Raw genomic sequence first — 13695 nt, forward strand, 5'->3', positions numbered from 1 at the left:
GTATGGCAATAGAGAAATTATCTATTTCTAGATAGATATAGAATTGTTAAAAGCTTTTTCCTCCTGTACAATTAAAGATGTAATATTCTGATAATTAAGTTAGGAATAGATTGATAGGCCTGTCAATAAACTGTGAGGGATGACAAGGAAAAGGGGTTATGGATATGAGAGAAGTGGTAATCGTAGCAGCTGTGCGAACTGCTGTAGGGCGTAGTAAGGGAGCATTAAGTCAAGTTCGAGCGGATGATTTAGCAGCAGATGTGTTACAGGAGGCTGTAAGGCGAGCAGGGATTGGCAAGGAACAAGTGGATGATGTCATATTAGGCTGTGTAACGCAAACAGCTGAACAAGGGGGGAATATTGCACGGACAGCTTTATTGATGGCTGGCTTTCCAGATAGTGTGCCAGGGGTAACCATTGATCGTCAATGTGGCTCTAGCCAACAGGCCGTCCATTTTGCAGCACAGGCCATTCTAGCGGGGGATATGGATATTGTCATTGCTGGTGGCGTGGAAAGTATGTCAAGGGTACAGATGGGCTCAAATATGCAAAATGCACATGCTGGCAAACGCTTACAGGAGAATTATGATATTATCCATCAAGGATTATCAGCGGAGAAAATCGCCTCACAATGGTCTTTATCAAAAGAACAGCTCAATAGCTATGCTTATCAAAGCCATCAACGAGCAATCGCAGCCATTGAAGCAGGTCATTTCAAAGATGAAATACTACCTATTCGAGTTCCACAGGAGGATGGATCAGTGACAACATTTACTGTTGATGAAGGTCCTCGTGCAGAAACAACTGTCGATATTTTAAATGGGCTAAAAACTGTTTTTCAAGAGGATGGCGTTATTACTGCTGGCAATGCAAGTCAGATGAGTGATGGGGCATCAGCGGTAGTGGTGATGTCCTTGGATAAAGCCCAGGAACTTGGTATTCAGCCACTTGCTAAAATTGTGGCAAGAGTGGTCGTAGGCTCTGATCCAACATTAATGTTAACAGGGCCAATCGAAGCTACGAGAAAAGCGCTAGAACGATCAGGTCTCAACATAGAGGATATCGACACATATGAGGTAAATGAAGCCTTTGCACCAGTACCGCTCGCATGGCTACAGGACATGGGTGGAGATCCGAAGAAGCTCAATCCTGATGGGGGAGCGATTGCATTAGGGCATCCATTAGGGGCAACTGGTACAAAATTGTTAACGACTATGTTATATCGCATGGAGCGAGAAAATTATCGTTACGGCTTACTGGCAATCTGTGAGGGAATGGGGATGGCAAATGCCACGATCATCGAAAAAATGTAAGGGGGATATGTTTGATGAAACATCATGAAGTGGTAGCGGTAGTAACGGGTGGTGCTTCAGGTTTAGGGGAGGCAACTGTCCGTCACCTTGTTGAACGAGGTGGCAAAGCGGTTGTTTTTGATGTCAATGATGAACGTGGACAAGCTCTAGTAGAGGAATTAGGGCAAAATGTCATCTATGCACGAGTGGATGTTACGAAGGAGGAGGACGTGGCAACAGGTCTTGAGCAGGCCATTGCAGCATTTGGCAAGATTAATGTAGCGGTGAATTGTGCTGGCATTGCTGATGCGAGTAAAGTGATTTCGAAGCGAGGCGTACATGCCCTTGCTTTATTTGAAAAAGTGATCACTGTTAATTTAATTGGTACATTTAATGTCATCCGTCTAGTCGCGGAGAAAATGCAGCACAATGAGTCGAATGAGGATGGGCAGAGAGGTGTTATTATTAATACTGCGTCTGTGGCTGCATTTGATGGTCAAATTGGACAAGCAGCTTATAGTGCGTCAAAGGGTGGAGTGGCAGCGATGACATTGCCAATTGCACGAGAACTTGCGGAGATCGGTGTACGTGTGATGACCATCGCGCCAGGTTTAATTGAAACACCGATGTTTGCTTCGTTACCTGAGCCTGCAAGAACAGCTCTTGCTCAAATGACACCATTCCCTAAGCGGCTTGGAAAACCTTCGGAGTATGCCCTTTTAGTTGAAAGTATTATCCATAATGGTTTGTTAAATGGTGAGGTCATTCGTCTGGATGGTGCGATCCGTATGCAGCCTAAGTAACAACAACAATATTTAATTTTTGAAGTGGTTTGTCGCAGCTAGTAGTCTTGGTCGTTTCAAAATTTGATGTATGAAGGGACGCGGTATAATGCATATGATGGACACACCTTTATTATTAACAAGTTTTTTGAATCGCGCAGAACGATTTTTTCATTCGAAGAAAATTTATTCTAGAACAAGTGCGACAACTATTCATGAGTTTACGTATAAAGAATATGTCAAACGAACGCGCCGATTAGCGGATGCACTTACCAAGCTTGGAATGGAGCGAGGTATGAAGGTAGGCACATTTGCTTGGAATCACCATCGACATTTGGAAGCCTATTTTGCAGTCCCATGTGCAGGAGCAGTACTGCATATGATTAATATTCGGTTAGCACCTGAGCACATTGCTTATGTCATCAATCATGCAGAGGATGAAATATTACTAATTGATGATAATCTAGTACCACTTATTGCACCAATCTTGTCACAGCTGAAAACGGTAAAACATTTTATCATTATGGGAGATGCTGTTGCAGTCGAATCTATCCCCATCCCAAATGCTCTTTCTTATGAGGCTTTGCTCGCTGAGGCCAATGAACATTTCGTATTCCCAGAAGATTTAGATGAAAATACACCTGCTGGCATGTGCTATACAAGTGCAACGACAGGCATGCCCAAGGGAGTTGTTTATACTCATCGTAGCATCGTTCTGCATAGTTTAACGGCTGGCCTTGCTGATAGTATTGCTATTTGTGAATCGGATGTAGTGTTACCAGTTGTCCCAATGTTCCATGCTAATGCATGGGGATTACCTTTTGCCAGTGTCGCATTTGGTGCTACACAGGTCTTACCAGGTCCGATGTTTACACCACAGCTTTTACTTGAGTTATTTGACGTATATAAAGTAACGTTGACGGCAGGAGTACCTACTATATGGCTAGGGGTTTTACAGGAGCAACGTCAAAATCCGCGTGATTTATCATCGATGCGATTAATTGTTTGTGGGGGATCTGCCTCACCAATTGGCCTAATTCGAGGCTTTGAACAAGAACTCAATATCCCTTACATGACAGGCTATGGTATGACCGAGACATCACCGCTCGTAAGTCTCTCCACCTATTTAACCCATATGCAAGACTACACAGCTGATGAGAAAATGCATGTTCGAATTACGCAAGGTATGACCATGCCTCTAATTGAAACACGGGTAGTCAATGAACATGGTGAAGTGCCATGGGATGGCAAAACGATGGGAGAACTAACGATTCGAGGTCCGTGGATTGCTAATGAGTACTATCATGATGAGCGCACAGATGAAGCCTTTAAAGATGGTTGGCTCTATACAGGCGACATCGCGGTGATGACAGCAGATGGCTATATAAAAATTACCGATCGTACAAAGGATTTAATTAAGAGTGGTGGCGAATGGATTTCTTCTGTAGAGCTTGAAAATGCATTGATGTCCCATCCAAAAGTATTTGAGGCTGCTGTTATTGCTATTCCGCATGAAAAATGGTTGGAGCGACCATTAGCCTGTGTGGTAGCGAAGCCTGAATTTAAAGAATCGATTACCAAGGCAGAGCTACTAGAGAGTTTACAGCAGCAATTCCATAAAACGTGGATTCCTGATGATATCGTCTTCATTGAAGAGGTACCGAAAACGTCAGTAGGTAAATTCCTAAAGGCCAAATTACGAGAAGATTTAAAGGCGTATCGCGTACAAGTTTAATACAATGGTTAGCATGAAGGTAGTGAAAAACTACCTTCATTTTTTGTGCGAAATTTATTATATATCAGCGCATCTGAACAACTACTGACTAATGCAAAAAATATTGTATTGGAAGAAGATAAATTCCTGAAAAATGAAACTATTTTTTCCATTTTGCCGTATAATCTTAGTAACGAAAGGATGTGGATGGATTGTCAATTGCCATTGTAGCGATTATTGGAGGCGTCATTATTTCATTAGCTGGGATTTTTACAGACGCTCGCACAAGACAACAAAAAATTAAACTGAAGGCTGTTGAGAAAGAAGTAGAGTTAGAAAAGCTTAGATTGGAAACGTATACGATAGAAACAGAAAAAATGCGCCTAGAATTAGAACAGTCGAAAGTGTTACTATTAGAAGAAAAACAAAATGCAAGCAAGTAGATTGGCTTACCCAAGAAAGACTATTTCAGGATTGGGACTTTTCCGCTATAATGGAAATACGACGCTAGAGGGGAAGATGACCATATGTCTGATTATGAACAATTTATAGAAGGTATTAAGCGCAAAACAGGAATAGATTTAGCGTTATATAAAGAAGCGCAAATGAAAAGACGATTAACCTCTCTTTATGAGAAAAAGGGCTATCGTAATTTTGTAGACTTTCTAAAGGCACTTGAACAAGATCGTGATTTAATGAATGAATTTTTAGATCGTATGACGATTAATGTTTCTGAATTTTATCGCAATGGAAAGCGTTGGGAAGTATTACAAAAGAAAATCTTGCCGAAGCTATTACAAACAAATAAGCGTTTAAAAATTTGGAGTGCTGCTTGTTCAACAGGAGAAGAGCCATATTCTTTAGTAATGGTATTATCTCAATTGGTGCCTTTATCTCAAATTCAAATTATTGCTACTGATTTAGATGAGAATGTCATACAAAAAGCGAAATTAGGTGTTTATCCTGAACGTTCTTTAGCAGAGGTGCCAAGTGACATTAAAGCAAAGTATTTTGAACAAGAGGGCTCCTACTATCGAGTGAAGGATGAAATTAAGCGTTGTGTAACCTTTAAGAAACATAATTTACTGAATGATTCCTACGACAGCCATTATGATTTAATTGTTTGTCGCAATGTCATGATCTATTTCACAGAAGATGCAAAAGATCAAATTTATAATAATTTTAGTAAAGCCCTGCGCAAAGATGGCATTTTATTTGTTGGCTCAACAGAGCAAATTTTTAATCCAGCACGTTATGAATTTGATGTAGAGGACACGTTCTTCTATCGGAAAAATAGCTAATAATATGGATGAAAAGCTTTGTACAAATGACCAAAATAGTCTTGTACATATAGTAAGCAAGTATTAAACATAGATATTTCATACGCTTTTCGCTTATCATAAGCAAAGGCGTATTTTTTATAAAATTTAGCACTTCACTTTAGTAGTGCAACGAGTACTTTGTCAAATGCATGTTGTATCGAAGGCGAAACGTCAGCGGCAATTATGCTGTAGCGTAATGGATACAATTCAGCACGCCATTTCAGTAGTACACCGATTTCCTTTATAGACGTCGTTCAGAATATTCGCATTTAGAACGATGGAAATGGGGTGTACTGAAAAGACATTTGTAAAAGGACTGTTTTTTTAAAGAATATATGTTATAGTGAAAAATACATACTTTAGCGAGTTGAAGGGAGAAAGTGTTTATGCGTTACTTAACAGCAGGAGAGTCACACGGACCTCAATTAACGACAATTATTGAGGGTTTACCGTCACTCTTACCCATTACAGCAGAAAAAATTAATCATGATTTAAGACGACGCCAAGGAGGTCATGGACGGGGGCGCCGCATGCAAATCGAAACAGATACAGTAGAGATTGTTGCTGGTGTTCGACATGGTCAAACACTTGGCTCTCCTGTCGCACTAGTTGTAACAAATGATGACTGGAAGCACTGGACTAAAATTATGGGTGCTGAGCCATTAGCAGATGATATTAATCCTGAAGATATTAAGCGTCAAATTTCACGACCTCGTCCAGGTCATGCGGATTTAGTTGGGGGCATGAAATATGGTCACCGTGATTTACGCAATGTATTAGAGCGTTCTTCTGCACGTGAAACAACTGTGCGTGTAGCAGTCGGCTCTGTGGCAAAAGCTTTACTTAATGAATTAGGCATTTCCATTGTTGCACATGTGACTGAAATCGTAGGAATTAAGGCAGATACATCTGTACTAGAAGGAAAAACAACAGAAGAAATTCGTGCTATTGTCGAAGCAGATCCTTGTTACTGTGCTGACCCTGTAGCGTCTGCCAAGATGGTAGAAGCGATTGATGAAGCAAAAAAAGCTGGCGATTCTATCGGCGGTGTTGTTGAAGTCATTGTGGAAGGTATGCCAGCAGGTGTCGGCTCTTATGTGCATTATGATCGTAAGCTTGATGCGAAACTAGCAGCAGCCATGCTATCGATCAATGCATTCAAAGGTGTAGAATTTGGTCTAGGTTTTGAAATGGCACGACGTAAAGGCTCTGAAGTGCATGATGAAATTATTTGGTCTGAAGAAGAGGGCTACACACGAGCAACGAATCGACTCGGTGGTTTAGAGGGCGGTATGTCAACAGGAATGCCAATTGTCGTACGTGGTGTTATGAAACCAATTCCTACATTATACAAACCATTACAAAGTGTGGATATCGAAACAAAAGAGCCATTTAAAGCAAGCGTTGAGCGCTCTGATAGCTGTGCAGTACCCGCAGCATCTGTAGTTGCAGAACATGTTATTGCCTGGGAAATAGCGAATGCTATTTTGGAGCAATTTCATAGTGATCAACTACCTCAATTACAAGCTCAAATTGACGAGCATCGTCAATATACAAAGGGGTTCTGATTTATGCGTGTACCAGTTGCAACAAAATCGCATCAGTATGAAGTTGTTCTCGGTCATCAATTTCTAACTGAAGCTGTTCAAGCATTTGCAGATAAACTTCAAAAAGCAGATAAGCTGATCGTATTTACAGATAGCAATGTTTGGGCTGCACAGGGAGATTATTTCAAGGCAAATTTCCCATATGATTTTGAGGTTTTTATTTTACCTGGTGGTGAAGCTTGTAAAACCTTTGAACAATACAATGCTGCTCAAACATTTTTATTGGAACAAAAATGCTCGCGAAAATCATTTGTTTTTGCTTTTGGGGGTGGAGCTGTCGGCGATTTAACAGGCTTCGTTGCGGCAACCTATATGCGTGGAATTCCTTTTATTCAAATTCCAACGACCATTTTAGCCCATGATTCTGCAGTTGGTGGTAAAACAGCTATTAATCATCCGTTAGGAAAGAATATGATTGGTGCATTTTATCAGCCTGAAGGTGTTATTTACGATACGGCTCTTACCGAAAGCTTATCCGAACGTGAAGTGCGTTCAGGAACAGCAGAGTTAATTAAACATGCGATGATTTCTGATTCTATTTGGTTAGAGGAATTAATGACAGCTGATTCAGTGATTCATTTTAATCAAAATGAACTGGCCAAGCAGCTGAAAAAAGGAATTGAAGTGAAAGCTCAAATCGTAGCTCAGGATGAAACAGAGCAGTCCGTTCGGAAATTTTTAAACTTAGGCCATACATATGGACATGCCATTGAGGCGGCAGCTGGTTATGGCAAAGTAGCACATGGAGAAGCCGTAATGATGGGGTTGGTCTATAGCCTATTGTTAAGCGAGCGTTACGGAAAGCTGGAGCGAGCGTTCACCAAGACATTTTTACAATTCGCAGTGAAAAATGGCTATCCATTTGAGCCTGTGAATGATTATTCATTTGAACAGTTAACTAGTTATTTAATGAAAGATAAAAAAGTGGAATATGGCATTTTACAGTTCGTTCTTTTGGAAGAGATAGGTAAACCTTTTGTGAGAGCCGTTGATTTAGAAGAATGCAGAGAAGTAGATGCCGAATATAGACAGTTATTAGCGGAGGTGCTTGTATGATTCGTGGACTTAGAGGAGCAATAACAATTGAATCGGACAGGCCAGAGCTTGTATGGGATGAGACAGCAAGATTAGTGCGTGAGGTTGTGGCAGCAAATCATGTGGAGATCGATGATATTGCATCAATCCTTATTTCTACAACGCCAGATATTACCTCTGCATTTCCTGCCCGTGCAGTACGCTTGATGGACGGCTGGCAATATGTCCCTGTTATGTGTACACATGAAATGGATGTGCCGAACGCTTTACCTTTATGTATTCGTGTATTAATTCATGCGAACGTAGAGGTAGCCCAAAAAGATGTAAAGCACTTGTATCTCAACGATGCAGTGAAATTAAGACCAGATTTGGCGCAGGCTAAATAAGTAGAGGAGATGTTTTAGATGAAGTGGAAACAACAATTGGACGGTATGCAAGCATATAAGCCAGGGAAACCAATTGAAGAAGTACAACGTGAATACGGCTTAAAGGAAGTCATTAAATTGGCATCGAATGAAAATCCGTTTGGGTGCTCACCTAAGGTAACAGCTTATTTACAAAATAATGCAGTGAATCATGCCCTTTATCCAGATGGCTATGCACAAAATTTACGTACAGCTGTTGCGGATCATCTAGGTGTCAAGGAAACACAGCTTCTTTTTGGCAACGGCTCTGATGACATTATTGCTATTATTACGCGTGCACTGTTGTATCCAGGAGTAAATACGATTATGGCGGATCCTTCCTTCTCTCAATACTGGCACAACGCTGAAATTGAAGGTGCTGAGGTACGAAAAATTCCTTGTGTTGAAGGTGCCCACGATTTAGATAGCATGGCAGCTGCAATTGATGACCAAACATCGATTGTTTGGGTATGTAGTCCAAATAATCCTACAGGAGTTGTCATACCTGATACGGCATTACGTGCTTTTCTTGCAAAAGTACCAAGCGATGTCCTTGTCGTGTTGGATGAAGCTTACATTGAATATGTAACACATCCTGGCCATAAGGATACGTTACCAATCATTGATGAATATCCGAATGTACTTTTATTACGTACATTTTCTAAAGCCTATGGACTAGCTTCATTCCGTGTTGGCTATGCGATTGGGCAAGCTGGCGTTATTGCTAAGCTTGATCCTGTTCGCGCACCATTTAATAATACAATCTTAAGTCAAGCTGTGGCAGCTATTGCACTCAGCGATCAAGCTTACATTGAAGCATGTCGTGAAGCCAATGAAAACGGCAAAAAGCAATATGTAGAATTCTGTGAAAAGCATAATTTAAAATACTTCCCATCTGATACGAACTTTATTTTCTTTGATACTCAAGCTGATAGTGATGTTGTCTTCCAAGAGCTGATGAAAAGAGGCTTTATTGTCCGCAGTGGCAATGCTCTAGGATTACAAGGGTTTATCCGTGTCACAATTGGTACAGAGGCACAAAATGCAGCATTACTTAGCCAGCTTGACGAAGTATTAACACAGCAAGGAGTATTTGCATGACACGCAAAGTACTCGTTATTGGGCTAGGCTTAATCGGCGGTTCGATTGCCCTTGCTTTGCAAAAAGCACCCGAAACAAAAATTATTGGCTATGATATGGATACACAAACACGTGAGCATGCAAAAACATTAAATATTGTGCATGAGATTGTTACAGATCCGCAGGCTGTTGCGGCAGATGTCGATATCATTATCTTTGGTACACCTGTTAATGCAACACTTGTGTGGATGGAGCAATTAAAATCATGGCCATTAAAAAATAAAGTCATTATAACAGATACTGGGAGTACAAAAAAATTAATTATGCAAAAGGCCAGCGAATTACGTGAGCTTGGCATTACATTCATTGGTGGACATCCAATGGCAGGTTCTCATAAAAGTGGTGTGTTGGCTGCAAAGGCGCATCTTTTTGAAAATGCGTATTATATGCTGACGCCGCTTGCTGGAGAAGAAATCGTTCATATGGCTAAGCTTGAAAGTTTGCTAAAATTTACACATGCAAAAGTAGTCAGTGTATCTGCGAGTGAACATGACCATATGACAGCTGTGGTGAGTCATTTTCCACATGTTATCGCAGCCTCACTGGTCCATCAATTAGGTGAGGAAAATGGAGAATACCCGATGACACGCTCGCTTGCAGCAGGCGGTTTTCGTGATGTTACACGAATTGCTTCCTCGAACCCCGTTTTATGGCGAGATATTACGCTACAAAATCGTGAGGAGCTACTTACTCAGTTAGAAGGCTGGGAAAAAGAAATGACTCGCATTAAGGAACTGCTGACGGATGGTTCTTCACAGGCTATTGAAAACTATTTTTCTGTTGCCAAAGAGCTGAGAGATGAATTGCCGATTAGTGCAGGGGCCATGTATACGCCATTTGACTTATATGTTGATGTTCCTGACTATCCAGGCGTTATTTCAGAAGTGACGGGCTTGTTAGCGGATGAAGCGATCAGTATTACGAATCTACGAATCGTTGAATCACGTGAAGATGTTTTCGGTATTCTCGTTATTAGCTTCCAAAGCGAAAATGATCGCGAACGTGCTGCGTCATGTATCCAACAACGAGCAAATTTCGAAACGTATATTTCATAGCATAAGAAAGCGTCGGTATTTCGGCGCTTTCTATCTTCATATTGAAGGGAAGAAAGTTTATGAGTGAAAAAATTTTGCAATACAATAAGCCTTCTTTACAGGGCACTTTAACCATTCCAGGCGATAAATCTGTATCCCATCGTTCTGTCATGTTTGGAGCCATTGCTAGCGGGACAACGACAGTAGAGGGCTTTTTACTAGGGGAAGATTGTTTAAGTACAATCGATTGCTTCCAGAAGCTTGGCGTTCAAATTGAGGTCGAAGGAACTAATGTAACGATTCATAGTCCTGGCATGGATGGCTGGCAGGAGCCAACAGACGTGTTGTATACGGGTAACTCTGGCACAACAACACGCTTAATGTTGGGTATTTTAGCTGGTTCTTCGGTTCATTCCGTGATGACGGGGGATGCATCTATCGGCAAACGACCAATGCGACGTGTGATAGACCCACTGCGTCAAATGGGTGCTCATATTACAGGGCGTGCTGACGGGCAGTACACACCCCTTGCTATACAAGGTACAAAACTACAGGCCATCGATTACAAGATGCCTGTAGCAAGTGCACAAGTGAAATCTGCTATTTTACTAGCAGGCTTGCGTGCTGAAGGAACAACGATTGTTAGAGAAATGGAAGTTTCAAGAGATCACACAGAGCGAATGCTGCGACAATTTGGTGCACAGGTAGAAGTAGACAATGGCGTTGTCTCCATTGAAGGCGGACAGTCTCTCAGCGGGACACATGTTGCTGTTCCAGGGGATATTTCCTCGGCAGCCTTCTTCTTAGTGGCAGGAGCCATTTGTGAGCATAGTCACGTAACATTAAATAATGTTGGTATTAACCCAACGCGTGATGGCATTGTCGAGGTACTTGAAAAAATGGGCGCAACAATGACCGTGACACCGAATGAGGATAATCAAGCTGAACCTACAGCAACCATTCAAATGGCCACATCTACTTTAACAGGTACAACAATTGAGGGGGACATTATTCCTCGTTTAATTGATGAAATTCCGATCCTTGCCTTACTCGCTACGCAAGCACATGGTCAAACAATCATTAAAGATGCTGAGGAGCTAAAAGTGAAGGAAACGGATCGCATCACGGCGGTTGTAACTGAATTGAAAAAGCTAGGTGCACAAATAGAAGCAACAGAAGATGGAATGATCATTAATGGACCAACACCATTAAAAGGTGCAAGTCTTCGCACATACGGCGATCATCGAATTGGTATGATGGGGGCTGTTGCAGCTCTAATTTCGGATGGAGCCATAACATTAGATGATGCACAATGCATTGCTGTATCCTACCCATCGTTCTTTGAACATATTGAGGCAGTGAAATAACAATTCAAGATAGACTCTCCAGCTTTTGGGGAGTTTTTTCTTGTTTCAATGGTAAATGTTTTGTAGCATAAAGGTATCAATGAAAGAATAGGTGAATGACTGTGAACAATGCGATGACTGAAATGATGCAAGCACTTGAACAAGGGGACTTAGCATTAATAGATCAGCTACTAGAATCATTTTTAACGAAGGAGCTACCTGAGGAGATTTATGCACTCGCTGAGATTTTTATGCAGTATGGGTACATGAAAGAAGCTGACCGTGTGCTGGAGCATTTACAATTTTTATTCCCAGAAGAGGCACAGTTAAAAATAGATCGTGCAAATGTATTAATGGAGCTTGGTGATGAAGATGAAGCATTGGATTTACTATTAGAAATCGAAGAAGCATCACCAGAATATCCGCAAGCCTTATTAGTTCTAGCCGATTATTATCAAATGCAGGGGTTATTTGAGGTTGCAGAAAAACGTATAAATGAAGCATTAGCGATTTTACCTGACGAGCCGTTATTACATTTTGCTAAAGCAGAACTTTTATTTGAAACAGGTCGTTTTTTAGAAGCTGCAAGGTTGTACGAAGACTTATATGAGCAGCAAAATGAATTTGCAGGTATTCAACTTGTTGAACGATTGGCAGAGGTGTATCGTGCAGGGGCTGCCTATGAAACGGCTTTTGATTATTATGTCAAGGCCCTTGAGGATGAGGTAAAGCCAGATATTTTATTTGGAGCGGCTTATTCCGCTTTCCAATCACAAAAGTACGAGATGGCTATTAAACAACTAGAGGAATTGAAAGAATTAGATCCGGATTACTTCTCAGCCTATTTATTGCTTGCGGAAAGCTATGCTATGACAGAGGATAATAAAAAAGCTTATGGGGCCATTCAAGAGGGGCTAAAACGCGATGAATATGATAAATCATTGTATTTATTTGCTGGTAAAATGGCGTTGAAAAATGGTTTGCCAGAAGAAGCGGAGCAACATCTGCGAGAAGCTATAGCGTTGGATCCTGAGTACATGGAGGCGGTATTAGCCCTTATTTCTGTGTTGGGACAACAGGAGCGTCATGAGGATGTTATCGAATTATTTGAAACGCTACAGCAAAATGATTTTGAATGGAGCACATTATATCCATTTGCAGCAGAGGCATATGAAAATTTAGAATTGTACGACCGTGCATACGAATTTTACCGTTTGGCATATAATGATTTTAAGGAAGACGCAACATTTTTAGAAAAATATGTTTACTTCTTATTAGAGGAAGGAAAACGTTCAGAGGCAAAAGAGGTTCTTGGACAATTAATCAACATTCAACCGGGTGAACCAGAGTGGCAAGAGAAGTTAGAAGCCTTAGAATTTGAGTAAAGGAGGGAGTGGGTATGACTGCTTCTGTATCAGTTGTTGATAAAAAAGCATTTGTTCGATGGTTTTTAAAAAATTATCAATTGAAACGTCGTGAGTGTGTATGGATTTTAAATTATTTATTAAGCAATGATGACTTACTAAAAAGAATCCGATTTGTGGAAGAAGCTCACTATTGTCCTAGAGCGATGGTGATGTCGACAGTAGACTCAACAGGTGTACCTTTTCGTTTCTACAAAGGCAATGTGATGACAGCAGATGCTGAGAAGTCTTTCCATGATTTACGCTTACATGAACAAGAAGATATGTATATACAATTGAATTTTCCAAATATACCACCAAGTGCACAATACTTAGCAGTTCTCGAAGAAAACCCTTATATGCCAGAAACACTGCTAGTCAGTGAAAAAGATCGTTTACTGGCAGAAGAGCTGCTTTCCAATAGCTTACTCGTATTCCAAGAAGAAAAATTACTCGCACAAATTGATGAAGCCCTCGACCAGGGAGATGAAGAACGCTTTTATGAATTGTCTAATTTGTTACAAGCATTAAAGGAAACGGCTAATTTACGTTAATCATAGGTAAAAATTGAATGTCCTTTATCCACTTCAATATGGTAACATTACTAGTGAATGAA

Annotated in this window: 13 protein-coding genes; all 13 read left to right on the forward strand. The window is 40.8% G+C overall.

The features are described 5' to 3' along the window. The first annotated feature begins 164 nt into the window (after window positions 1-164). Window positions 165-1313, forward strand: a complete 1149-nt coding sequence (locus tag NST76_RS07285) for a thiolase family protein (RefSeq protein WP_036123230.1) — start codon at window positions 165-167, stop codon at window positions 1311-1313. Window positions 1314-1327: 14 nt separating this feature from the next. Continuing rightward, window positions 1328-2095, forward strand: coding sequence for a 3-hydroxyacyl-CoA dehydrogenase (locus NST76_RS07290; RefSeq protein ID WP_036123227.1), 768 nt, complete (start codon window positions 1328-1330; stop codon window positions 2093-2095). 88 nt (window positions 2096-2183) lie between these two features. After that, entirely contained in the window at window positions 2184-3809 is a 1626-nt protein-coding gene (locus NST76_RS07295; RefSeq protein ID WP_036123224.1) for a long-chain fatty acid--CoA ligase, read from the forward strand. A gap of 191 nt (window positions 3810-4000) precedes the next feature. Next, on the forward strand, window positions 4001-4231 hold the full coding sequence (locus NST76_RS07300) for a hypothetical protein (protein ID WP_016994411.1): 231 nt from the start codon (window positions 4001-4003) through the stop codon (window positions 4229-4231). Window positions 4232-4315: 84 nt separating this feature from the next. Next, window positions 4316-5089 carry a protein-glutamate O-methyltransferase CheR gene (locus NST76_RS07305; RefSeq protein WP_036123217.1) on the forward strand — a complete coding sequence of 258 codons (774 nt, stop codon included), beginning with the start codon at window positions 4316-4318 and terminating at the stop codon, window positions 5087-5089. Between the two features lie 407 nt (window positions 5090-5496). Next, complete coding sequence (aroC, locus tag NST76_RS07310) at window positions 5497-6678, forward strand: chorismate synthase (protein WP_342544872.1); 1182 nt, start codon at window positions 5497-5499, stop codon at window positions 6676-6678. A 3-nt stretch (window positions 6679-6681) separates the two neighbouring features. Next, window positions 6682-7773: a 3-dehydroquinate synthase gene (aroB, locus tag NST76_RS07315; RefSeq protein ID WP_249646078.1), complete on the forward strand. Its 1092-nt coding sequence runs from the start codon at window positions 6682-6684 to the stop codon at window positions 7771-7773. Next, complete coding sequence (gene aroH, locus NST76_RS07320) at window positions 7770-8138, forward strand: chorismate mutase (RefSeq protein WP_036123206.1); 369 nt, start codon at window positions 7770-7772, stop codon at window positions 8136-8138. Before aroB ends, aroH begins: the two co-directional genes overlap by 4 nt. An 18-nt stretch (window positions 8139-8156) precedes the next feature. Continuing rightward, entirely contained in the window at window positions 8157-9257 is a 1101-nt protein-coding gene (hisC, locus tag NST76_RS07325) for a histidinol-phosphate transaminase (RefSeq protein WP_058844252.1), read from the forward strand. After that, window positions 9254-10351 (forward strand): prephenate dehydrogenase, encoded by a 1098-nt coding sequence (locus NST76_RS07330; protein ID WP_249646080.1) that lies wholly within the window; start codon window positions 9254-9256, stop codon window positions 10349-10351. Before hisC ends, NST76_RS07330 begins: the two co-directional genes overlap by 4 nt. Window positions 10352-10410: 59 nt before the next feature. After that, window positions 10411-11697, forward strand: a complete 1287-nt coding sequence (gene aroA / locus NST76_RS07335) for a 3-phosphoshikimate 1-carboxyvinyltransferase (protein ID WP_342544874.1) — start codon at window positions 10411-10413, stop codon at window positions 11695-11697. A 95-nt stretch (window positions 11698-11792) separates the two neighbouring features. Beyond that, the gene (locus NST76_RS07340) at window positions 11793-13061 is read left to right on the forward strand and encodes a tetratricopeptide repeat protein (protein WP_080717083.1); all 1269 of its coding nucleotides are present in this window, start codon (window positions 11793-11795) and stop codon (window positions 13059-13061) included. A gap of 14 nt (window positions 13062-13075) precedes the next feature. Beyond that, window positions 13076-13633, forward strand: coding sequence for a ReoY family proteolytic degradation factor (locus NST76_RS07345; RefSeq protein ID WP_036123193.1), 558 nt, complete (start codon window positions 13076-13078; stop codon window positions 13631-13633). Window positions 13634-13695 lie beyond the last annotated feature (62 nt).

It is taken from the genome of Lysinibacillus sp. FSL W7-1291 (assembly GCF_038593415.1).
GTDB lineage: Bacteria > Bacillota > Bacilli > Bacillales_A > Planococcaceae > Lysinibacillus > Lysinibacillus fusiformis_D.